Origin of the sequence: Enterococcus pernyi (assembly GCF_045371165.1) — a bacterium.
GTDB lineage: Bacteria > Bacillota > Bacilli > Lactobacillales > Enterococcaceae > Enterococcus_B > Enterococcus_B pernyi.
The window spans coordinates 150,927-175,362 of record NZ_JBIQDM010000004.1; the positions used below are offsets into that span (position 1 = coordinate 150,927).

At 38.7% G+C, this 24,436-nt stretch carries 20 protein-coding genes and 1 tRNA gene; 2 read left to right on the top strand and 19 right to left on the bottom strand.

All coding sequences use genetic code 11. The annotated features are described in order from the left end of the window. Window positions 1–50 precede the first annotated feature (50 nt). The 3 genes from ACH0AK_RS06815 to groES form a co-directional block, all read right to left on the bottom strand. Window positions 51–1,457 (bottom strand): PTS sugar transporter subunit IIC, encoded by a 1,407-nt coding sequence (locus ACH0AK_RS06815; RefSeq protein ID WP_019723199.1) that lies wholly within the window; start codon window positions 1,455–1,457, stop codon window positions 51–53. Window positions 1,458–1,786: 329 nt separating this feature from the next. Then, entirely contained in the window at window positions 1,787–3,412 is a 1,626-nt protein-coding gene (groL, locus tag ACH0AK_RS06820; RefSeq protein WP_010736685.1) for a chaperonin GroEL, read from the bottom strand. Window positions 3,413–3,448: 36 nt separating this feature from the next. Further along, window positions 3,449–3,733 (bottom strand): co-chaperone GroES, encoded by a 285-nt coding sequence (gene groES, locus ACH0AK_RS06825; RefSeq protein ID WP_019723198.1) that lies wholly within the window; start codon window positions 3,731–3,733, stop codon window positions 3,449–3,451. A 704-nt stretch (window positions 3,734–4,437) separates the two neighbouring features. Between groES and ACH0AK_RS06830 the strand changes: the two genes are divergently transcribed. After that, window positions 4,438–5,100, top strand: coding sequence for a CPBP family intramembrane glutamic endopeptidase (locus ACH0AK_RS06830; RefSeq protein ID WP_010736687.1), 663 nt, complete (start codon window positions 4,438–4,440; stop codon window positions 5,098–5,100). A gap of 171 nt (window positions 5,101–5,271) precedes the next feature. Here the strand turns inward: ACH0AK_RS06830 and walJ are convergent, their stop codons facing one another. The 9 genes from walJ to ACH0AK_RS06875 all read right to left on the bottom strand — a co-directional run bounded on the left by walJ (window position 5,272) and on the right by ACH0AK_RS06875 (window position 15,288). Next, a complete protein-coding gene (gene walJ / locus ACH0AK_RS06835; RefSeq protein ID WP_023520314.1) occupies window positions 5,272–6,081 on the bottom strand; it encodes an exodeoxyribonuclease WalJ in 810 nt (269 codons plus the stop codon). A 54-nt stretch (window positions 6,082–6,135) separates the two neighbouring features. After that, complete coding sequence (locus ACH0AK_RS06840) at window positions 6,136–7,008, bottom strand: two-component system regulatory protein YycI (RefSeq protein WP_010736689.1); 873 nt, start codon at window positions 7,006–7,008, stop codon at window positions 6,136–6,138. Window positions 7,009–7,010: 2 nt separating this feature from the next. Further along, the gene (locus ACH0AK_RS06845; RefSeq protein ID WP_023520315.1) at window positions 7,011–8,318 is read right to left on the bottom strand and encodes a YycH family regulatory protein; all 1,308 of its coding nucleotides are present in this window, start codon (window positions 8,316–8,318) and stop codon (window positions 7,011–7,013) included. Beyond that, window positions 8,315–10,156, bottom strand: coding sequence for a cell wall metabolism sensor histidine kinase WalK (gene walK / locus ACH0AK_RS06850; protein WP_010736691.1), 1,842 nt, complete (start codon window positions 10,154–10,156; stop codon window positions 8,315–8,317). The genes ACH0AK_RS06845 and walK overlap by 4 nt, the downstream gene beginning before the upstream one ends. A gap of 4 nt (window positions 10,157–10,160) precedes the next feature. After that, window positions 10,161–10,865 carry a response regulator YycF gene (yycF, locus tag ACH0AK_RS06855; RefSeq protein ID WP_019723593.1) on the bottom strand — a complete coding sequence of 235 codons (705 nt, stop codon included), beginning with the start codon at window positions 10,863–10,865 and terminating at the stop codon, window positions 10,161–10,163. A gap of 302 nt (window positions 10,866–11,167) precedes the next feature. Then, window positions 11,168–12,175, bottom strand: a complete 1,008-nt coding sequence (locus ACH0AK_RS06860; protein WP_499796805.1) for a DUF1002 domain-containing protein — start codon at window positions 12,173–12,175, stop codon at window positions 11,168–11,170. A 256-nt stretch (window positions 12,176–12,431) separates the two neighbouring features. Next, a complete protein-coding gene (locus ACH0AK_RS06865) occupies window positions 12,432–13,502 on the bottom strand; it encodes a baeRF3 domain-containing protein (protein WP_010736694.1) in 1,071 nt (356 codons plus the stop codon). A gap of 363 nt (window positions 13,503–13,865) precedes the next feature. Then, window positions 13,866–14,723 carry a DegV family protein gene (locus ACH0AK_RS06870; protein WP_010736695.1) on the bottom strand — a complete coding sequence of 286 codons (858 nt, stop codon included), beginning with the start codon at window positions 14,721–14,723 and terminating at the stop codon, window positions 13,866–13,868. Further along, entirely contained in the window at window positions 14,713–15,288 is a 576-nt protein-coding gene (locus tag ACH0AK_RS06875; protein WP_010736696.1) for a DUF1836 domain-containing protein, read from the bottom strand. Before ACH0AK_RS06875 ends, ACH0AK_RS06870 begins: the two co-directional genes overlap by 11 nt. A gap of 382 nt (window positions 15,289–15,670) precedes the next feature. Here ACH0AK_RS06875 and ACH0AK_RS06880 point away from each other — a divergent pair. Further along, window positions 15,671–15,743 (top strand) — tRNA-Lys (locus ACH0AK_RS06880). A 709-nt stretch (window positions 15,744–16,452) separates the two neighbouring features. Here ACH0AK_RS06880 and ACH0AK_RS06885 read toward each other — a convergent pair. The 7 genes from ACH0AK_RS06885 to ACH0AK_RS06915 all read right to left on the bottom strand — a co-directional run bounded on the left by ACH0AK_RS06885 (window position 16,453) and on the right by ACH0AK_RS06915 (window position 23,897). Further along, entirely contained in the window at window positions 16,453–17,457 is a 1,005-nt protein-coding gene (locus ACH0AK_RS06885; protein ID WP_010734334.1) for an SIS domain-containing protein, read from the bottom strand. An 11-nt stretch (window positions 17,458–17,468) separates the two neighbouring features. After that, entirely contained in the window at window positions 17,469–18,518 is a 1,050-nt protein-coding gene (locus ACH0AK_RS06890) for an SIS domain-containing protein (protein WP_023520316.1), read from the bottom strand. Between the two features lie 12 nt (window positions 18,519–18,530). Beyond that, window positions 18,531–19,349: a PTS system mannose/fructose/sorbose family transporter subunit IID gene (locus ACH0AK_RS06895; protein WP_175401369.1), complete on the bottom strand. Its 819-nt coding sequence runs from the start codon at window positions 19,347–19,349 to the stop codon at window positions 18,531–18,533. Further along, window positions 19,336–20,121, bottom strand: coding sequence for a PTS mannose/fructose/sorbose/N-acetylgalactosamine transporter subunit IIC (locus ACH0AK_RS06900; protein WP_023520318.1), 786 nt, complete (start codon window positions 20,119–20,121; stop codon window positions 19,336–19,338). Before ACH0AK_RS06900 ends, ACH0AK_RS06895 begins: the two co-directional genes overlap by 14 nt. Window positions 20,122–20,138: 17 nt before the next feature. Further along, on the bottom strand, window positions 20,139–20,609 hold the full coding sequence (locus ACH0AK_RS06905; RefSeq protein WP_010734330.1) for a PTS sugar transporter subunit IIB: 471 nt from the start codon (window positions 20,607–20,609) through the stop codon (window positions 20,139–20,141). Between the two features lie 10 nt (window positions 20,610–20,619). After that, a complete protein-coding gene (locus tag ACH0AK_RS06910; protein ID WP_499796835.1) occupies window positions 20,620–21,039 on the bottom strand; it encodes a PTS sugar transporter subunit IIA in 420 nt (139 codons plus the stop codon). Window positions 21,040–21,122: 83 nt separating this feature from the next. After that, entirely contained in the window at window positions 21,123–23,897 is a 2,775-nt protein-coding gene (locus tag ACH0AK_RS06915; protein WP_010734328.1) for a sigma-54-dependent transcriptional regulator, read from the bottom strand. Window positions 23,898–24,436 lie beyond the last annotated feature (539 nt).

Here is a 24,436-nt window from a genome sequence, read left to right on the forward strand (position 1 = left end):
CTTTGAGTATACGGTATGAAACGCGTCTCATAGCAAGGAGTTTGCTTCTTTTATTCTTCTGGTTCACCTAGATTAGGATCTAAACGGTTTGCAGCCAAGATAAATGGTGCCCAAATCAAAGCAGCGACTAAGAGATTGACGATCGTCAAGACAATGGCACGCCAGTCACCTGCGGTTGCTAAGAACCCACTGATAATCGTTGGCATGACCCAAATCACATTTACCACCACTGGGCGAACAAGGCCTGCCATTGTCGCAAAGTAAGCAATGGTTGCCGTTACAAGTGGTGCGACGATGAATGGGATCATCAACAATGGATTCAATACGACTGGTAGACCAAACATCACTGGTTCATTGATATTGAACAAACCAGGAGCAATCCCTAGCTTACCAACTGTTTTATAATCGGCACGTTTTGATAAAAATAAAATCATGACGATCAATACCAACGTTACGCCGGCACCACCAGGCCATACGAATGCTTCAAATGAACCTGCTACCCATTTGAAGGGGATTGGCTCATTATTTTGAAAGGCATTGGTATTTTCGACCATCGCTGTACCATAAAGTGTCTGTAACACTGGTGACATGATATTTGTTCCATGTAATCCAAAGAACCAAAGCACATGAACAAGTAACACGATAATAAACACTGCGCCATACCCTTGCGATAAATTCATCAAAGGTTTTTGAATCGCTTCAGAGATCCAGTCAATCAATGGTACTCCTGCTGTTTGTCGGAAGATATAATTGATCGTTCCCACAACATATAAAGAAACAACTGCAGGAATGATTGCGGCAAAAGCACGTGCAACTGCTGGTGGCACTGATTCTGGCATTCTGATAATAATTTTTTTACGCATCAATAGTGCAAAAATGATAACAGAAATAAAACCAAAGATCATAGCTGTAAAAAGACCAGAACCACCCATGTATTTCCCAAAGTTGAAATAACCCCATGCGCCCATCGAAAGCGTCTGTCCACCATCAGTACCATCAGCAATCACGCCGCCTGCGGTAGTGATCATGTCCATAGCATCTTGTGACAATTTTTCTGGCAACGTCAAAACAGCTGTGGCAGCATCAGGTAATCCAATAATAAATGCAACTAAAGATACAATACTTCCTGATACAGGGTCCACTTCATATGCCTTTGCCAAATTTGCGCCTAGTGACAATGCGAATACGACTGCCATAATCGCTAACGTCCCATTCCAAATCAGGCCATTGACACCAATTACTGGTGTAAAAAAAGTCGTAATGGCATTCCCTTCACCTAGATACGTGTTAGGAAAATCACGCATAAACGCATTCAATAGCACCGCAATTGCCCCAGCCATCGTTGCCGGCATGGTTCCAATAAACGCATCACGTAAAGCAACCAGATGCTTTTCCGAACCAATCTTCGTGGCAACTGGCAAGATATATCTCTCCATCCATTCCATCAATTTATTCATTTTCATCCTCCTACAATTCGATCTTCCATCATTATGAATGCGTATACATTATAATGATATCACAAATATAGCATAACTTTGTGAACTTCGCTAGCGAAAGAGTGAAAGAAATGTTAAAGGAAATAAATTTTCTTCCATAGATTAAATCGATGAAATAATAATACAAAAATTTGATGATTGGCTTGTCAATTTAGTGATTTGCCCATTTTTTATTTACAATATGAATGCACAATCTCATTACGTCACACTCAATTTTACCCTGTTTATGCTTTTTTCTAAGAAGACAAAAAAAAGAAGAACCTTGATTGAACAAGGTTCTTCTGGAGTTATTACATCATGCCGCCCATCATTGATGGATCCATAGCTGGTGCAGCAGGTGCTGCTGGTTCTGGTTTATCTGCCACAACTGCTTCAGTTGTTAATAGTAATGCAGATACAGATGCTGCATTTTGTAATGCTGAACGAGTTACTTTTGTTGGGTCAACGATTCCGGCTTCCACCATGTTTACCCATTCACCAGTTGCTGCATTGAATCCTGTTCCTAAATCAACATTTTTCAATTTATCAACAATAACTGATCCTTCATAACCAGCATTTTCAGCAATTTGGCGAATTGGTTCTTCTAATGCACGAGTAACGATCTTGATACCTGTTGCTACGTCGCCTTCTGCTTCGATCATCGCTACTTTGTTGATCACGTTCACTAATGCTGTACCACCACCAGAGACCATGCCTTCTTCAACAGCAGCACGAGTAGCGTTCAACGCATCTTCAATACGTAGTTTCAATTCTTTTAATTCTGTTTCAGTTGCTGCTCCGACTTTTACGACTGCTACTCCGCCGGCAAGTTTCGCTAAGCGTTCTTGTAATTTTTCACGGTCAAAGTCTGAAGTTGTTTCAGCGATTTGGTTTTTGATCAATTGAACACGTGCATCAATAGCTGTTTTATCGCCTGAACCTTCAACGATCGTTGTGTTGTCTTTATCCACAACAACTTTTGAAGCATTTCCTAAGTTTTCGATTGTTGCATCTTTCAATTCTAATCCTAGGTCATCTGTGATCACTGTACCACCAGTCAAGACAGCAATATCTTCTAACATTGCTTTACGACGGTCGCCGAAACCTGGTGCTTTTACAGCAACAACATTGAATGTTCCACGGATTTTATTCAATACCAATGTTGGTAATGCTTCGCCATCCACGTCATCAGCAATGATCAATAAAGGACGTGATTGTTGTAAGATTTGTTCTAATAAAGGTAAGATATCTTGGATATTTGAAATTTTCTTGTCAGTGATCAACAAGTATGGATTTTCCAAAACAGCTTCCATTTTGTCGTTGTCTGTTACCATATATTGTGACAAGTAACCACGGTCAAATTGCATACCTTCTACGACATCTAATTCTGTTTCGATTCCTTTAGATTCTTCAATTGTGATGACACCGTCATTGCCGACTTTTTCCATTGCATCCGCAATCAAACGGCCCACTTGTTCTGAACCAGAAGAAACAGCCGCAACTTGTGCAATAGCCTCTTTTGAGTCAACAACAGTTGAGATGTTGTGTAATTCTTCCACTGCTGTTTTAGTGGCTAATTCGATCCCACGACGAATACCTAATGGGTTAGCACCAGCTGTGACGTTTTTCAAACCTTCACGGACAATTGCTTGAGTCAATACAGTCGCTGTCGTTGTACCATCTCCAGCGATATCATTTGTTTTTGATGCAACTTCTGAAACTAATTTTGCACCCATGTTTTCAAAATGATCTTCTAATTCGATTTCTTTTGCAATCGTCACACCGTCATTTGTGATCAATGGAGAACCATATGATTTTTCTAAAACAACATTACGGCCTTTTGGTCCTAATGTCACTTTTACTGTATCTGCTAATTTATCTACACCACGTAACATTGCTGCACGTGCATCTTCTGCAAATTTTAATTCTTTTGCCATTTTTTCGTCACCTCATCAATTATTTTTGTTTTGTACTTACTCAACAATCGCCATGATATCTTTTCCAGAGACGATCAAATATTCTGTTCCTTCAAATTTCACTTCTGTACCGGCATATTTTTCAAACATTACTTGGTCGCCTACTTTAATAGCTGCAGGAACTTTTTCACCGTTTTCTAGCAAACGTCCCTCACCCACTGCTACAACTGTTCCAGTTTGAGGTTTCTCTTTCGCTGATGAAGCTAAAACGATTCCTCCAACAGTTTTTTCTTCTTCTTGCGCGACTTCAATGATGACGCGATCACCTAATGGTTTTAACACGATAAATCCCTCCGATAACTCTTTTTTTGAATCCATTAGCACTCTATCACATCGAGTGCTAACCTACATTTTTAATAATACTCATTCTCCTATTCTTTTGCAAGCTTTTTAAATCATAGAAAAAAAATTTTTAAAGAAGATTGTGAAAAAGCCGATCAGCTCCAAGTATTAAGGCAAAATTTGAGAAAATAGCTTCTCATATTTTTTCAAGTTTTGACTTAATATTGAAGGAGCTGGCTTTTGAACACCGTTTATCATAGGTTGTGAAAGAAGCGTTTTGACCTGAGTAGTAAGATGGAAAATCAGAAAATAGCTCCTCATATTTTTTGATTTTCTAGCTTAATGTTGAAGGTCAGCTTCTTGAACACCGTTTATCTTGGTTGTGAAAGAAGCGCTCAGCACTGAGTAATAAGACAAGAAAATCAAAAATGGCTTTTTCATTTTGGATTTTTTTGTCTTATTATTGAAGTGTTGCTTCTTGAACACCGTTTATCATAGGTCATGAAAAAGCCGATCAATACTAACTGATCAGAGAAACATCTTGATATGGTATAATGAACAATGGATAGTGTTTAGTAACACAGAAGTTGATTAAGCTACTAAGTTTCTTCAATTAAAGTTCAACGAACGGTTGCTTTTCCTATATTATTAGAGCAAGAAAGAAAGTTACACTTGGCTTTTCACTTAGCTCAAGGAGGTTTCATATGTCATTAAAAAAATATAGCTTTTTTAGCATTTTTTGTTACGGGCTAGTATTTGTCTCGCCTTTACTTCTGACATCTGTCGGACTTGTAAATTCAACGTCAGGTTTGATTAATGCTACAACAGTTGCGTATATCTTAGGTGCAATCATTCTGTGGTTCTTGTACTTCAGGCATAAAGAACCCATAGAAATCGAAGCAAACGTACCAGTTGCTTCTCGCTCAAAAATCATTTTATATGGAGTAGTTGGTATCTTTATCGCTCTAATTTTACAAAGTATTGCGGTTATGATCGAGAGTTTCTTTTTTGGAGAAGTCTCTCCATCTGAAAATACGCAAAATATTATCCAACTGATTTTAGATACTCCTGCTTTTATTATTGCTACAACTATTGCCGGACCAATCATGGAAGAATTTGTATTTCGTCGCAGTATTCTTGGCATCGTTGGTCACTATACCAACTTTTGGGTAGGTGCAAGTGTTAGTTCCTTGCTCTTTGCATTAGCACACAATGATGGGCATTTACTCGTCTACTTCTTTTTAGGATTTTTCTTTAGTTTACTATACCGATCCACTGGACGAATCTGGGCACCAATGATTACCCATATTGGTATGAACACTCTAGTTGTCATTGTACAATTGGCATTGCAACAAGGTTTACTGTAAAAAATAAAAAAAGCCTGTGACTTTCATCATCAGGCACTCCCTATAATAAAATAAATAGCATTCAGGAGGTAACTCCTTACGAAAAAAGCGGTAAATCCCAAAAATTCCTTCAAATTTTCGGACTTTACCGCTTATTTTTATGAGCCGATCACTTCCGTCACAACTGATTGATCAAATTGAAAATAATTCTGTTGCAGCATCCGGGTCAGTGTCGTACACATTGAAATCATATCCCACACCTAGATCTTTTTCCTTAAGAACATTTTCCATAGTCAAATGGGCCAATTCTTTCATATTGTTTTCTTTACTTAAATGGCCTAAATAGATTCGTTTTGTACGATCGCCAATTACATCAGTCATCACTAATGCACCATCTTCATTCGATAAATGACCACGATCGCCTAAAATACGTTGTTTCAAATTCCAAGGATACGGCCCCATACGCAACATCTCTAGATCATGATTGCTTTCCATCAAGTACCCATCAGCATTTTCAATGATCCCTCGCATATGATCACTACAATAACCCGTATCCGTCAGCATGACAAATGAACGATTCTCTTTATGGAAACGATAAAATTGTGGTGCAGCTGCATCATGAGAAACACCAAAACTCTCGATATCTAAATCGCCAAATGTTTGGACTTTCCCCATCTGAAATAAATGTTTTTGTTCAATTGGGACATTTCCGATCATCGGAGCCATAGCTTCCCATGTTTTTTCATTTGCATAGATATCTAAATGGTACTTACGCGCCAAAACACCTACCCCATGAATGTGATCTCGATGTTCATGTGTCACAAGAATACCGTCTAATTGATCGGGCGTCCGACCGATTTGTGCCATTAAGGAAGTAATTTTTTTCCCACTCAGTCCTGCATCTACCAGAAGTCGCTTTTTGTCACTCTCGATATATAATGAGTTTCCTGAACTCCCACTTGCAAGGATACTGATTTTAAAAGCTGTATTTCCTTCAGCCATTTTACTACTACTTCCCTTCTTACTTTGTAAACTTTTTTCATTATACCTACTTTTTTAATGATCTTCCACCTTTGGGATCGAATTATTTGTAATAATCGTATTACTAAATGCATTGACCGTTTCGATCTGATAAGTCTTATCCGGCGTTTCAATTGCAACATACCACACCGGTACATACACATTTTTCTCTCGTACTTTCAAAATACGAGAGTAAGCCAGCTGACGCCAAAGGATATTCGATCCTCGAGAGATTTTATTATTTACATACAATGTATTAATAGCTTCTTCTTCCGTATGCAATTCTGTTTTTTCTCGCAACTGTTCAATATTCGTTAAGTGGGTTTGAGTATACTTCAAAATGCGATACTCATCCCCCTTTTTTTCGAGGGAGAAAATAAGTTTAGCTGTATCATCATAGAATGGCAATCCTTCATACGTTTGGCTCGCTGTGATTTCAGGAGAATCACCTTCTAATACAGAGAAATTTTTCATATAGATATACTCATTACCAAATAAAACATCTTCCTCGTTATCCAAAAAATCATTGAGTGAACTTGCTATGCGATTTGGATCAAGGACTTTGCTTTCAGATTCAGAGTCCGATAATGTTTTAGTCAATATATTATCATTGATCGAAACTCCACTTTCTAATAAACCACGTCGATTATTATCTTGGCGATACTTGAACAACGTTTGACTCAGTTCCGTTTCTTCCGCACTTAAATAGTAGCCTTGCTTACTTTCAGAAGAGAAATCACCCGTATAAGTAATATCATCATTTGCTAACCGTTTTTTGATTGATTCTGTCTGATCTGAGCGTATTACCGTATGCTCTTGGTTGATCGATTCATGATAACTACTAAATAAAAAAACATTCAGTCCTAGAAAGGCGACGAAGAAAATCCATTCAATTTTTTTGAAATCCATAGTTACTCCGCCTCCTTCTCAGGTAGTTTGGTCAATAATTCATTTGCAGAATACCATTCTCCTTGATATTTCACATACCACTCTGGGAATAGATCAACCACCCGATTTGTTTCTTCGATGTTTTGCCATGTATAGCCAACAATAATCAACTCGATTTTCGATTCTTCTGCCCCATTATCTACTAATTCCTGATATACATCGTCGGTGCTAGGCAACTCGACTTCTTCATCTGAAGGAATCGGGACTTGGATGGTATTTAAACTCGTTTGGATACTTACTTGATTATTGACTTGCTCATTACCGATTTCGATTGCAACTTTTCCTTTACTGTCTGAACCAAATACGGGAAATCCTTCTACAAAAATACGATAATCGATTGTATTCTTATTACGATCAAAATATCGAACATTGCCTAACGCGCCACCTAGTTTGCTGACATAAGGAAAACTGTCCGTAAAAATATTGTTTGGTTCATCAATCGTCGGTAAATCTCCTCTAAAATCGACGATCTGATTTTCTGAATGGATCGTCATTGTTTCATTGCCATCATAAAAAATCAATTCCGTACTTTCATCATTGTTTTTAACCGCATCTGGCTGGGAAAAAAAAGCATTCCGAAAGACGGTGTATGGTTGCTGAGATAAGATATAACTGTATTTTTTTAGTTTCATTGGTTCTTTGATACTGTGCTGTGTTTCAATACTTTCTGGCGTTCTGAATACAGGTGTCCAGTTGACATCTGAAGAATTCAAATCATGTTCTATTTCTTTCCAATCCATCGATAGACTGGCTTCGTAAATCGTCCGCTGATCATAATCAATAAAACTAACTTTTTCGTCTTTTAGATCAAATTGGACACTCGTAAAATAGACATCTTCATTTTGGACTGAACCTAGATCAATATTCAAACCAAATGCTTTCACATAGCCACTGAGTAGATAAGGTGCGTTATAAGAGAATTCGATTCCTTCATTGAGAGACTTCTTTTGATTGAACTTCTCTTGGTCTGCTTCCACGACTTCTGTCAGCTTGCCAAAACGAGCACCTTCGATCAACCCATGTATTTGAGAAATCAGGTTCTCACTATTCGTTTCTTTCACTGTATCTGTTTGAAACCATGCGAGGTGTAAAGGCAAATAAATTTCTGATGCTTTACGATAGCTTTGTGATTCAATCACTTGTGAATTGCTCTCTTCTAAGTTGATTGAAGTTTTCCCTGCTGGACTCAACCAAATTGCATAAGAGAAGTACAGGCTTAATGCAACCATCAAGATCAAACCAATTCGTATAAATTTTTCAGAAATCTTCATTCCCACCATTCCTCCTCATACGGTTCATAAGGTAAAGAAATATAGAAGGTTGAACCTTGTCCCTCCTTACTTTCTGCCCAGATTGCGCCACGATGTGCTTTCACTACTTCGCGAGAGATTGCTAAGCCTAATCCTGTTCCACCTTGCGCTCTAGCTCTTGCTTTATCCACTCGATAAAAACGTTCAAATACACGATTCAAATCTTTTTTAGGGATACCTAGCCCTTGGTCTGTAATACTTAAAATCACATTGTTATGTGTTTCAAGCAACCGGCAGGTGATTGCTCCCCCATCGGGTGAATATTTGATTGCATTGTTCATGATATTGTCAATAACTTGAATAATTTTATCTGTGTCGATCTCGACCCACAGATCTCGTTGCGTAAATTCTCGACGGATCGTATAATTTTTTTCTTGATTACCTACCATCATATCAAAACGATCTAACACAAAATTAACGAGTTCATTAAAATTGACATATTCTAATTGTAATTGAGTATTCCCCGTATCCATGCGAGATAGGTTCAGTAGATCATTGATCATGCGGATCATACGATCGGTCTCATCTAAGGTCACTTTTAAAAAGTTCGGTGCGACTTCTTCGTCCTTCCAAGCACCCTCACTAAGTGCTTCGATATAACTACGCATACTTGTTAAAGGCGTACGCAACTCATGGGAAACGTTCGATACGAACTCACGACGTTCCCGTTCTGTTTTCTCTTGTTCCGTTACATCATGTAAAACTGCAACCAACCCACTGATAAAGCCAGATTCTCGACGGATCATCGAAAAATCGACGCGTAAAATCATCTGGTCAGCTTCTCTCGCTCCAGTTGATCGATCTAAAATCATTTCATTCGGATCTTCTAACAGTTTTCGTAACGTGTATTCTTCTTCAATTGCTAAAAGGGTCAAGATTGACTGTCCGATTGCTTCTTCTTTTTTCAAGTCTAATAATGAGACAGCCATATCATTGATCGTAATGATCTTCCCTCGACGATCGGTTGCGATAACACCATCTGTCATATGTGACAAGACGCTATCTAACCGATTTCGTTCAGCTTCCATTGTATCCTGCGCTTCCTCGATCCGTTCTGCTAGTTGGTTGAACGTTTCAGCCAACTGACCTAATTCATCTTGACCATGGACCTTTACTTTACGGCTATAATCACCACGCGCAATGCGGATCGCTTGCTCACGCATCTCACCGATCGGTTGCGTAATGGAACGTGCGACCAGAACAGACACAACCATTGAGATAAATGCAGCAATTAACGAAGCCGTAAAGAAAATTAGTGCTGTATTATTGATTTCTGAATATTTTTGTTCGATATCACTTTTGACGTAAAGAGCCCCGATGACGGCGTCGCCGGTCGGGGACAAAATCGGTTGAATATTGATATTTACTCGTTTTCCGTCATCATCTAATGCGACATATCGTTTGGTTGTAAAATCATTCATATCGACGTAATCATTCTTTTTGCCGACTGAACCTTGTTCGCTTACCTCTGTCGTTGCTCGAATGATGCCTTTTTCATCCACGACACGGATCTCAATGATATCACTTGAAGCACTGGTCTCAATAAAACGCTTGATATTCCCATTGACATCATCGATAGTCGCACTTTCATTGCCTTTCCCATTCAGTTCTGGACTGATCGTTGTCGCTAATGTTTCGACTGTTTGGTTCATATCTTTGATAAAGGTATTGATCGTTGAACGTTCCAATCCTCTAATAAAATAAGCACCTATAATTTCAATTGAGATCAGTAAAATCAAAATAAATGTAATAGCTATTTTGAAGTTTACTGATCGAAAAAAACGGACTTTTCCTTTCATCCAATTACTCCTGTTCTTGATTACGCAAGTAATACCCTACGCCTCGGCGTGTAACTAAATAGCTAGGATGACTTGGATTATCCTCGATTTTTTCACGCAAACGACGAACGGTCACGTCTACTGTACGAACATCACCAAAATAATCATAGCCCCAAACGGTTTGTAACAAATGTTCCCGTGTCATGACTTGACCAATGTGTTTTGCTAAATAAAAGAGCAGTTCAAACTCACGGTGAGTCAATTCAATCGTTTCGCCACGTTTCGTCACCATATACGCATCGGGATGGATCGTTAAGTCCCCAATGATCAGTTCAGAAGGTGTGACTTCTTCCACTTCTTTGGTAGCAGAAGCGCCACGTCGAAGATTTGCTTTCACACGTGCCACTAATTCACGATTAGAGAACGGTTTGGTCACATAATCATCTGCTCCCAGTTCCAAACCTAACACTTTATCGATTTCAGAATCCTTAGCTGTCACCATGATGATCGGCATATCAAACGTTTTTCGTACTTCACGAGCCACTTCTAAGCCATCCATTTTTGGTAACATCAAATCTAGTAAAATCAAATCAGGTTCCACTTCGGCTACTTTTGCTAAAGCTTCTTCCCCATCATATGCTGTATAGACGTCATAGCCTTCTTTTGCTAAGTTAAATTTGACGATATCCGAAATCGGTTTTTCGTCGTCGACAACTAGTATTTTTTTCATAAAGAGCCACCTCTTAGTTAGTATTGTCATTCTGTTCTATTATACCGCATTTCTTATCAGGTTTCATCTTTCTAAAAAAATAGGAGGTTATTGATAAAAATTGCATGATTGAACAGGCGGATTCAGATTCCTACACCCCCCCCACGAATCTCACTTGTCGCTTATCAAAGTATGCAATTAGATGATTATAAAAATAAACCGCTAACTCGGAAAAGTTATAGCGGTTTATTCTTGCTTCATTGACTAAAGATCCGTATAGGGTAGCTCAAATCAAATATTTCATACATAAAAAACTATTTCGATTATTGAGAGTCACCAGAAAACATGCCAGTGATCGAATCCCATATGCCACTAAAGAACCCTTTGATATTTTCCCAAAGCCCTTTTGATTTTTCTTGAATTTGCTTGCTCGCCTCAGTCAAGTCTAATTCTTTCACGAAGTCTTCAAAAATATTTTTATCTTTCATTTCACTCATCAACGAAGTTATTTCTGTGACTTGATCGCTTGTCATTACATCTTCTAGTCCATTATCCTTCAGAGCTTTTTCTACTGTCGTTTGAATATCCGCTTGTGTCAGCTCTTTGCCGTCAGCAGTCTTAGCTGCTAACTCTTCTTTCGCTTGCTCCTGTGCTTTATTTAATACTTCATCGGAATAGCCATCTTTGTCTTTGTTTTCTTCTGTGATAGACGATAAAACATCCATCTCATTTTGAGCCACGCTGACACGGTCTTGATTAATGATGCCCCCTGACTCTTCAACGATTTTGTACACACCAGCTAAAGCACCTGAACCATCGATCGGTACTGCAGATGCGACCGTCAATTTTGCATCGGTAATCCCAGCTGTTAACGCTGCATTTTGATACTGAGCGGCTGTGATTCGTGTGATATTTTCTGGTGTCGCGATATCAACAGTGATCCCTTCGCCTTCAGCGAGCGTCTGCATACGTACAGAACTATAAACTGCCCAGTCTTTGGTAAATCCACCGTCAGGAATATAGGACATCAAGTCTGTACCGGACGTTTTATAGATCGGTGTTTCTCCTTTGATCCCTAATTTATCTAATGTATAAGTTTCTTGTTCTTTCGTTAACGCATTACCGATTGCTACTGCATTGATCTGTAATCGTTCACTAGAGCTGGTTGTCGTTGTTGAATCGGAAGAATGCGTAGCAACTGTCGAGTCGACCGTTCCTGAAATTGGGACAATACTTTGCGTTGTTGCTGTCTCGTCTGCTAATACGATTGGTGTTGCTAGTAAAACTTGGCTTGAGACCAAGAGAGTGGCAATAAGTTTTGTTTTCTTCATACATAACCTCCATGTAGCTGTTTTCTGTTTTAAACATTGTACTATAAGGTCTATAAGATAACCTACGCCTCAAGGCTGATTTGAAAAGAATCTTATACTATCTTTTAAGATTACGAGTGTTTTCTTAGCTATTCCAAACTTTTTAGACTTTATCTTTCATCAAAAAGCCCAACCTCCGAATGTATCCGAGTGTTGGGCTTGGGCTATCTCCTTATTCTTCTAAGCTTCCTAGTTTCCCATTTGTATGAATCGATTTTTAATAGCGTAATTGTAATAGGATCGGCGATTGATTTTCTAATACTTCTGTTTCGGCAAAGATAACTTCTCCTCCGTAACGCATGACTTCATAAATGATTTCATTGACGATATCTTCGACGTAGCCTTCGTCACTCGGTGAGATATCTACTAATTTGACTTGATGATCTCTAATCACCGCCTCTTGATAGTAAGCGTGATCTACAATCAATTTTTGCCCTTTTCCTTTAATTACTTGTCTGTAGATGTTGGCTACATCACGCTCTACACGCCCTTGGTTTTCCATTCCTACTATAGTGTGTAGTATCGTCTCTTTTTGATGACGAATGTATTCGTGAATCACCTGATTTGCTTGCTCTCCTATTGCCAACTCATTTTCGCCACTATCAACTGTAAAGTTCCCATAGATTTCTCCAACAATCCGTTCATCTTTATGTGAAATCTGTTTATATGTCGCAATATTTTCTGTTGTTCCAGCTAAAATGATTGGGTGTGGATGACGATTCAAATAAGGTTGTAACTCAGAATCAATCCATTTGAAGAACTCTTTTTTGTAATTCGTTTGAACACTTCCCATTGAATTCAATACGCGGTCTTTTGCCCAGTAGCCTTTATTCCTGATTGGGAAATGTGCGTCTTTCACTTCTTGTATCAGCGTATCATCTACATATTCTAGTAAACGTGAACAATCCATCCCAATCGTTAACACATAATAATGGTTCATTTTACTTTCACTTCGTAAGATTTCTTTTGTATGGAAATACGCATCAATAACAAATTGACTCTCCAACACAAACGGTACTTCGATTTGTTCATTGACACTTGGCGAAATAAAATAGACAATGCTTCCTCTTTTATGCGTAGGTTGAAAGTCTTTTAACACTTGATCGATTTTACGAATCATTGTTTTCGCCGCTGTTCCTTCCCTTTCTTCCAACTCTAAAATAATCTGTTTTACTAGATTTTTTAACACTAGTTTATATTTTTCAGCACTTTTCTCGTCATTTGGCATCCCTAACATGATCGTTACCGCTGGATTTTCTCTGTGGGCACTTAATTCTAAATAATTCATTTTTAAACTCCTTCTTTCTACCTAAAAATAACCTGGCATAGTGATCAATCGATATGATCCGCATTTCTATGCCTACTTTAATGATATTGGTTAGAGCGATTCTAAGGTCAACCTAATTTTTTATACAAAATCAAAAATGCCGGAATTGTGTTTTTTCTTCTCCAAAAACTCTTGAAGCATGTTCCATTAAATTCAAAAATTAAATTTCCCCATAAAAAATCCCGCCCTAGAGAAGTCAGACGAATATCTAACTTCTACAGAGCGGAATTCTATTTGCGATTCTTTTAGTGTCCACTATTTTTTTCTAATTATTTTAGATAAAAAATAATGCTGTTCTTTGATGATCACTTAGCTTCGATCATATTATGGTTCAAGTATTTGCACACCGATCCCTAATAAACCTGGGCCAGTATGGACAACCAATGCCGGTGAGATTTGTCCAAAATAAATCTCTTGGACATTAGGGAATTCACGTTCAAAACGAGCCTTCATTTCAATTGCTTCTTCTTCCGCCGCACCATGTGCGACTGCCAAGTTGAAGACTTTTGCATCCCCGACAGCTTCTTTCACATAGGACATTGTCTTGTCTAAACTTTTCTTTCTGCCTCGTGCTTTACCTACTGTATAATAGATGCCCTCTTCATTACAAGAGATGATAGGATTCAATTTTAAGGCATTTCCTAAAATTGAGGCAACTAGACCGATACGTCCGCCTTTTTGCAGGTATTCAAGTGTTGCTACATTGAAAAAGACTTTCGTTCGTTCAGCTAATGCAACTAATTCATCGATCAGCGTGTCCCATTCCATGCCATCTTCGATCCATTTTGCGGCTTGGATTGCTGTAAAACCGGCGCCAATACCAATATTTTTAGTATCTAATACATGTGTTTGGATTCCTTCTTGTTCTTGTGCGACAAGACGAACCACATTATTCGTCCCGCTCAAACCACTTGAAATAGTGATTGCTAGAACTTTATCATATCCATCATTTTTGATTTGATCAAAAATCTTAGTGATTGATTCTCCATCAGGTAACGAGGTACCCGGAATTTCCTCAGGTAAACGCTTATAAATCTCTTCAGGAGTAATATCGACTTTATCTGTATATTCTCTATCTTTATAAATGATTTTCAAAGGGATCACATAAATATTGTACATATCGATGATTTCTTGTGGCACATCTGTTCCTGAGTCTACTAAAATCGCAATCTTATTCTTCATTTTCTTTCTCCTTTTTTGCCTCTTGTAAATATTCGCTTTCTAAACTGATCGTTTTTTCTGCTAGTAGCTTCATTGCAAAAGAAATCGTCGCTGAACGTACAGCAACATATTCTAATGGAAGTTCTTGATTCAATAATTGTTCATGTTGTTTTCCTTGGGCTAATTGACTGACCATTCGTATCGCATTTTCTTGTTCATCACAAAAAAGATTGTATGCTTCACGGATGCCCACTGTTTTTCCTTGAAACAAAATTCCTTCTTTGATTTCAGGAATCGTCAACACTTGTTTAAGCGTTGTGATAGCAATCAGAAATGCCACATGTTGTTTGTTGTATCGCTTTTTGATTGGCGCTGGTACTAAACCTAGTTTCACATAATTATTAACCATTGAAGAAGTTAACAAAGGATGTTTTTCTCCTTGGATAACTGGTGATAAATGACGATCTACTAGTGTCTTGACTTGATCCATGTATAGCTCCAAGTCTGGAAGTTCTTCCCAATGTGGTAAACGAAACGTTTCGATACTGACAGCCCAATCAATTAATTGCTGACGCATTTTTTCCATTATGAAAGCTCCTTTAATGTTCTCATTAATATCTTATCAAAGTTTTCAAAAACATTCAATCTAGTTACTCAAACTAGATAAATTAATAACAAAATCAAACATCGATAACAAGCGTTTAAACGATGCTTGTTCTAGATTCTTCTTGGAATAAAAAAAGACCCGCCATTTTCATGACGGGAAAAGGAGTAAAAAAATGAAAAAGTGTTATGGGTTGTTCTTTTGCAAGAACTTTGTTGGTTGGGATACATTTATCATAACGGTCATTTATGAATAAACTATGAATGAATTTCTAGGAAGTAGTAAAGTTTTCGTAGATTTTTTATTGTACGTGCCTTGCATTTTAAAATGCTTAGTGCTACTATAATAAAGTACTTTTTCATATGGGCCGTTAGCTCAGTTGGTAGAGCAGCTGACTCTTAATCAGCGGGTCGCGGGTTCGAGCCCCTCACGGCCCATTGGGTGCCAAACCCACGTCACCAGTACACTCTTGGCTACTTCGGTAGTTTGGAAAAGAGTGTGCGTGGTGACATTTTTTTGTTTTAAATCTTTTTTAGATTACCTTGAAAAAGGCATACAAGGGAGTCATTATGCCCTGTTGATCATTGAGATGCTTACATGATTATCATTATCTTTCATACTTATCTATTTACTCCCCAAAACATTTCGCCTCTAAGTAGTTAATCTATGCTCTTTTCAAGAATCAAAGTAATTCGGTCTAACTTTTTAGGAAGAACTCCCACTTCTCAGACGTCTTTCAATGATAGATTGCTGCCATTTTTTATAAATATTAGAAACCCTTTGATTCAGCCTCCCTCTTTTTCCCGTTAACTTTAAACTAACTTAATAGCACTTCGTTAGTTTATTTATCAACAAGGAGGTATTAGATTTTAGTAACTGTTTAAGTCCCTTCAAATCCTTTCCCTTATTCTTTTCGTTTCTTTTTGCTCCTCCAATAAATACCAAAAAAGCGTTCCATCAACATTTGGTTAACGAAACGCTCTATACATTGTTAAATTATGAATTCAGGTGTTCTTCATTTATGATGTTCAAGAATAGATCACTTTTTCTTATTAAGATAGCTTCCCTATCCACTCCATAGAAACATTATATTTCAGTGTTCTTTTGGGTTATCTTTCTATCGATCCTATTCCTCTTTGTTTTCTATCAGTACTCAAATTGGCGATAGTAGCGTCGAATTTCTAGCGGGTGGCAATTCATTTGTTCGACATAGGCATCAATCCGCTGTGTTACGCAATGCATCAATAAGTGAGATAGCACTCGGCCACGATATTTCTCACTTATTCCTGAAACAGGATAATCCTTCGTATCGATCAATGTATAGTTTGCACAAATTCTTGGCAACAATTTAGCAACTCTTTCTGATAATGGGCGTTGTTCGTCTTCTCCTAAAAACACGGTGACAGGTGTAGTTTCATCAACGATTTCCAACGTTCCGTGAAGAAACTCAGCAGCATGGATCGATTTTGAACGCAACCAGCTTTGCTCCTCCCAATAGCACATAGCATAAGAATAGACAGCACCCCATTGATTTCCTGCACCGATAAAATAATGCATCGCATCGTGACGATGTTTCTCCGCAAATGCTCGCCCAAATTCATCCGCCTGCTTTTCAGCTTCTACTAATCCTTTTGCTAAATATTGATCCAATTCTCGATAGTAGGCGTCGTAATCAGGAAAATCCCCATGGTTTTTCATCAATCGATCGGCAACCATAAAGAATTTGATTTGTTCGGTTCCCGGTGCAGGATACGTGATGACATGATCACATTGTTCCGCCAAAATACTGCCTTTTGAATCAATAAATCCTAGTAATGTCGCTCCTACTTTTTTGATTTCTTCAACTGCTTTAACCACTTCTTGTGTCGTTCCAGTAACAGAGGACAAGATGACTAACGAGTCTTTGGTCAAACGACGGTTGCCGGTTGTATAATATTCTGCCGCATGTTGGACGTAAACCGGTAAGTCACTTTTTCCATTAATGTAAGTGACAGCTTGCATCGCAGAAGCATAGGTACCGCCAATTCCTAGATAATAGATGGCGTCAAAGCCTTTTTCGTCAATGGCGTCGACTAATTTTTCAACTTCTGGACGTAACGCTAACATTCCTTGGATATCATCAATTTGTTGTTGTTCATTAAATTTCAGCATCTTTTCCACCTCTAAATTTTACTTTTTAGCACTTGATCAAAGTCATCAAAAATACGTTTACTCAAATCGATCCCTTTAGCAGCAGCCCCGAGAGAGGAGAAAATTTGGAACGGAATCACTAAGAGCAAAGAAGAAAAAGTTTCTTCACATGCAACATCCAGCCCAAGTGTATCGGGATTCTTTGCCGCTGCTGTGGTGATCGTATAAGCTTTTCCCACATGGGATGCTAAATAATCATGCAACAGTTGGGCTCTTGATTGATTCGGGCTTGGTGCTTCAATAAAGAAAAGCACATGTTTATGGTTTGCTTCAAGATACGGCCCGTGCATATACGCTTCCAATTCAAATCCTTGCGAAGGCACTCGAATCGTTTCCGTAAATTTCGTTTCAAATTCTTTAGCGGTTCCCCAGTTTGGCCCATAACCGACTGCCACAAACCGATTCGCTAGTTTAAAAATACTTGCGTTTTTCTCAAAAAAATCAATTGTCTTAGCAATGACCTGAGGAATGGCTTCAATCATTTCCTCTAACTGATTTTTGATCATCGACACTTGGTCGTCGGATAATATACCTTTACTGTAGCCAATAGATACCCCCATTAAATAGAGTTGCAATACTGTTGCTACATATCCTTTGGTCACGAATCCAACGGTCTCGATCCCAGTTCCTAGATCAATGCTTTCGTTAACTTTTTGAGCAAGGGGACTTTCGGGATCACTGCTTAAACCGATCGTATAAATATCTTGCTTGGACAACTGCGCCACTGCATCTATCGTAGAAGCACTTTTTCCGCTTTGTGAAACCGCCAAAACTGTTTCTATATCTTTAGAAAGATTTCCGTAATGGTTAAAGTGGTATGGCTCTTCAATCGTGACAGTGATCTGCGCTAATTTCTCCATTGCGTACTTTGCTGCTAAACAGGCATTGGCAGAAGAGCCCGTTGCCAAAATCAGTAAATTCTCGATTGCAGCTCTTTTTTCTTCTTTTTTAGGAACAAACCCCTGCAAGATCTCAACTAATGTTGCTTGCTCTTCTTGTATATAGTCCATCATCGTTGCCACAACAATTCCTCCTTAAAAGAGTCCAATCAAGGATCCTAAAATACCTACGACTGCTAATCCCAGCAGAATAATTAGCGGTTTGACTTCTTTTTTCAAAAGATAGAAGACAGCCCCAAAGGCACCCAATGACAATATTTTCGGAACGATATCATCAAAGATGCTTTGAACCGTAACTGCATTTTCTCCTGAACCAATCTGCAACGGAATGTTGATATCGATCATCGTAGCGGTCATTCCTCCTACGACCATCAAACCAATGATTGCAGCACCATAGGTTAAACTTTCCATCAAACCGTTTTCCTGAATTTTCTTTAAAAATCCTGTCCCAAGTTTATATCCCCAACCAGTCGAAAAATAACGAAATAGTAGATGAGGAACATTGAAAATCACTAGAAACAGAATCGGACCTAGGATATTTCCTTGTAATGCCAATGAAGTTCCTACCCCAGTAGCAATTAGCCGCAACGTTCCCCAAAAGAAGGAATCACCGATTCCCGCTAAAGGCCCCATCAAAGAGGTCTTGATGTTATCGATCGCTGAAGAATCAAAATTTGGATCATTGACATTTTCTTCTTCCATCGCCGCATTGATTCCTAAAATAAGCGTGACGATATGCGGGGTCGTATTGAAAAATTCCAGGTGACGTTTCAACGCATCGGCCATCGATTCTTTTGTTTTGTAGAGTTTCTTTAAAATCGGAATCATCGCATAGACATAAGCTAGGTTCATCTGTCGCTCATAGTTCCATGAGAACTCCATTTGAAATGAACGCCAGAAGACACGATTCAACTCTTTTTTGGTAATTTCGGATTTCTCATTAGAAGTCTTCATCATCATCTAGTACCTCCCCTGAAGTCATTTGAATAGATTGCCCTTGTCCACGAATGTTTCTTAAATTCACGACTACAACAGCCGTTATTGCTCCGAAGATTGCAATCCCTGTAACAGGAATCTCTAAATAAGCTGCTAATGCAAAACCTAAAAAGAAGTACGGTGCAACTTGTTTGTTAATCAGTAACCTAGCCAACATGGCAAATCCAAGGGCGGGAATCAAACCAGTTGCGGCAGATAGGCCGTTCTGTACAAAGGCTGGAATCATAGCCAATAATTTACTAATCGTATTGCTGCCTACCATAAAGGAGATCGTCACTACAAGGGCTAACATCAGGGATAAGCCAAAACCTGCTAATAAGTGCATTCGTTCTACACCTTTGTAGTTTCCATCAGCCGCGTACAAATCGGCTTTTTGGTTCATCATTGGGATAAGCAGCCCCAAGTAAACATTTTTCAAGATAAGGGTCAAGGTAGCGATTGGAAGTCCCAACAGTAAAGCCGTCTCGGTTCCCGCTCCTGCCGTAATTGCGAAAGCTGTGCCCAGAATCCCTCCGGTTACGACATCTGGTGGAATAGAAGCACCGACAGAAAACGAGCCAATAAAAGCTAATTCAAGTGTTGCACCCATAATAATTCCAGTGTTTATGTCCCCCAATACGATTCCTGTAAACAACCCAGTGACAATCGGACGCGACAGTAACGACGTTCCTAATGCGTATTCAGACTGCGCAATAAATGCAACAATTCCAAGTAATATTGCTTGCAGCATCTCTTTTGCTCCTTTCTTTATAAAACATCTTCGACAGCGACTTTTTTATCCGAAGGTACTTGACGGATATCGATAGCGATTCCTTTTGCAACCATTTTTTTCAAAAGTTCTTCTTCTACTGGTAAAACATTGACTGCTTTGCCAATATTTTTAGAGCCTTCTTTGGCTTTGATCCCACCTAAATTGATTTTGTCGATCTCTGGACAGTTTTCTGCTAACTTATACGCATCTTTGATGGAATCAACTACGATGAATAATTTGTATTTATCCGTCACACCGCTTTGCAGGGCATGAATTGAATCCTCAATTGATTTGATCACCAGTTTTACGCCTTGCGGTTTTGCTAATTTGATCGTTGTCTTACGAATATCATTTGTCGGTACATCATCATTGGCAATCAAAATACAATCGGCGCCTAAATTTTGGGTCCAAGAAAATGCGACTTGGCCATGTAATAGCCGATGATCGACTCGTGTCAAAATAATCATGTCGTCCCTCCTAAAATTCTTCTTCTTCGATTTCTTTTGCTATACTATCATTGCAAAACTGGATCATCTCTTTCGAATTGGCCAGCGTTTGGTGGATCGTTTCTGAGATTGCACCTCCTCTTTGAAATTGTGTCGTCAATTCAATCAGCAATGGCAAATTCAAACCTGTAATCAAGTAAAAATTTGGTTGTTGGATATAACGCAAAAATTCATTGTTCACGCTACCACCGAAAATATCTGTGATAACGATCACTTCAGAATGTTTATATGTTTCCATCAAGGTATCCACCGTTGTCGTCAGATCAAATGTTTCTTCCACATAGCAGTCAATCGCAAAGACTGATTGTTTTTTACCGCAGATAAGTTCTAACGAATGTAAGATTCCTGATGCAAATCGTCCGTGTGATGCTAAAATAACGATTTGTTCCACTGCTTTCACCTCACTTTGCTCCAAGTTACACTTTACTAAACGCAAAAAGCGTGCCAAAAAAAGTGGCACGCTTTTCTTATTGATTAAAAATCCGCTTCACCCATTGAATAATCAGTGTTTCCAAATAAAACATCATAAATGTAGCAAACTTCAGATTCCGGTATCGCGACACTGTAAACCTTCTCAATGACACTAAACGCTTTTTTGATTTCATTCAGCTGTTTTTCATGACACTGGAGTAATGTGTCGCTGGCATGATAATTATCAATAGCTTCGTTTCGAATAAGGCGCTCAATCAAACAACTCGTATGGACAAACAACGCAAGTTTGCGATCATTGGTGATTCGTTGCTGCCACATGCGTTCCAGATCTCCCGCGAAAAATTCCATTTGGGAAATTACTTTTTCTGTATCTAGAATCGTGACCGATTGAATCACTCGATCCAATGAAAAGTTTCTTACTAATTGATTGTTCACGTAGGCAATCATCTCTTCATCCAATTCTTCCTTTAGCCAACTTAATAACACTTCTGTCCCAGCGCCTGAAATCAGTTCTTCTAAAGAAATAAAGGGAGCCAGCTCTTGGCGAGGTTTAGTGGTTCCTATAATACCAACAACATCATAAGATGTTAATATTTGTTTCATATGTTCACTATTTTCCAAATGGTTGAATTCATAAGGAAGGATCCGAATCTGTAAATGATCAGGAATACTTTTTTCTAATAAGGTGGAGATTTGAACAGCGGTTCCAATTCCAGTCGAACAAGTCGTAATGACAACTTTCTCTTTTTTAACTTTTGGAAGAATGATCTCCCATTCATTTTGGTGGTAAGCATTTACCCGCTCAGGAATCTCTCTCAACGAAACGTGCTGCTGAATGCATTCTCCGACAGCGATGGCTACACTTGTCGTTACATTGTTCATCATGACAATCGGTACCGTCAATTCTGGGATATATTGATAGACTTCTTTCAAAGAACCCATGTCGAACAAGACAACGAGTCCATTAGATACATCGTTTTTCTGAATATATGCAGTGATCCTTTCCGCAATTTGCTTAGGAGTAACTTCTAATGGCATATCAAAAGATTGAAAAAACGATTCATTCAGTAAACGGTTCGCAACATTTGCGATACTGCTGGCAGTTGCATAGCCATGGGCTACTATGATGCTTCGTGGAAGCAACGTTTCTTTGGAATATCCCATATCATTGATATAAAGTGCAAAAATGATTCGGTCCATACTCGTTAGTTCAATATCCAATGCTTTTTGCACTAGCCCTAACAGATTTTCGGTGTAGCGGTCACTTGTAGAATAATGCTTTTTAACACTTTTCAATAGGTTTTCTGTCAATAAAAACTTTTCTTGATCATCTGGCAGCCATTCCACATTTCTCCGCAGCCATAAATAATAACTGATCGTATAGACCATGCTGCCGTTAAAGCTGATTTGGAAGGAATGCTCGATCTGCTCCATCATTCGCTGGACATGCTCGGTCACAAAAATCATTGTCCGTTGCTTTTGTTCTTGCTTATGATCAAACAATAAATTTTCGAACAGCCTTTCGATTACTTGAGAAATAGGATCAGCGGCAGCTGCAAAGTCCTGCCCTGCCTGGACATAATTGAGTAGGATCTGTTCATACGTTTGAATGATCTGTTGTTGTGCGGGTTCACTTTCCACAGTCAACTGCTGGATTTGCATTTGCCCATCAATCAGAACTGGTTCCATCGTCGCTAGTTCATTGGGTTCATCTGTTAATTGCAGTAAATGTTCTGGTAAATGATAGACCGTGACCGCTATTTTTAGGGCTCCCCGTTTTAGACTGGCGGTGTAGCTTTTGGCGGTAATGATTTTTATCGTGCTTTTCAATTCCCCGACGTTTCCCGAAAAATGACCGGTTGTCAGGATTTCGATCACTTGAGGTGAGATTTCCAAAGGCAGGCCGATTCGTTTTTGTTCCTCATAGAACGCTTGCAAAATCAGCTGTTTCCGTTCGGAAATCGTCCGTTCTACCAAAGCAGGCAGTGTTGCTTGAATTGGGATTCGTCGCAAAAAGGTTGTTAGAAATGTTTGTTTCAAATCTTCAGTCGTCGCAAACACCAGCCGACAATCCACTGGGGTTGACCGGCTCGTATCCCCCATTCGATAGATAACTCCCTGATCCATAAAAGTGAATAATTTTTCCTGTCCTTCGGCATTCAGTCGATGAACTTCATCTAGGAATAGTACCCCCCCGGCTGCTGCTTCAAATGCACCTCTACGATTTTCTTCTGCTCCAGTGAAGGCTCCTTTCACATGTCCAAATAAATTACTCGTCAATAGCTCATGGTTATTGGCATACTGCGCACAATTGATCGTGATCAGCGGAGCATCGCTCTCTAATAATTCATTTTCCACACAATAATGATGGAACATTTTTACAAGAAAACTCTTCCCAGTTCCACTTTCCCCCGTCAGCAAGAAGGGAAGCCCACCATTTGGATAGAAGGCTGCCATCTTGATCTGTTCAATCACTTCTGCCAGACTACCTTTGCTACCGATTACACTGGAAAAAAAATCTTCTTTTCGATCAAAAAAGGGCTTTTCTGCTCCAACAGCAGCTAGACTATCATATACGTTTTGGGTTAAGGGATAATTTTGGATTTCAAATGCCTGTTTATGAAAAAAATACACTGGCCGGGTAGTAATTTTTACTAGATGGCTTTCTTCCGTTAACTGATTTAAATAGTGACTGATCGTGTTTCTCTTGACTGAAAACTTCTCGGCGATATCCTTTGCAGTGAAAATATCGCTTACATTTTCGATAGAGAAAAAAGCTGTTTGATTTTGTAAGTAAGCAAGTAATTGTTCTTTCATCGTCGTTCTCCTTATCCTCTTTATCTGATTATCATAACTTAACAGGCTAAGACTTACTATACAATGAATAATAGAGCAATTATTCTTTTAAACCACAAAAAGTAGCATCCTGAATAACGATTGCTACTTTTTATTCTGTATATAATACTTATGTGACAGTCAGTAAATAGTTCTATTACTATTTCCGATTCATTTATGTTCGCTTAACACTATTAATTTCAATCCGATAGCACTATTCACCACTTCAACTTCAACTCCATCTTTTACCATATTGGTGAGGATCAGTGGTCCCTTATTTTTTTTGATCCAAGCGCCAATTACCCTTATTAGAGTTCGATCCATTTTTTTCAGTTATTTTTGTGCTGAAGTCATGGGCACGTGACATAAGTTAACTAGTTACGCTTTCCAGATTTGACTTTACACAACTTATTAGTCCTTATTGACAAAGAGCCAGATTCTTGCTTGTTTCGCATTAGTAAACAAAGAGGCTCGTAAGTACTTTAATAAGACTTACGAACCTTTTTCGCTTTTCTGTCTCA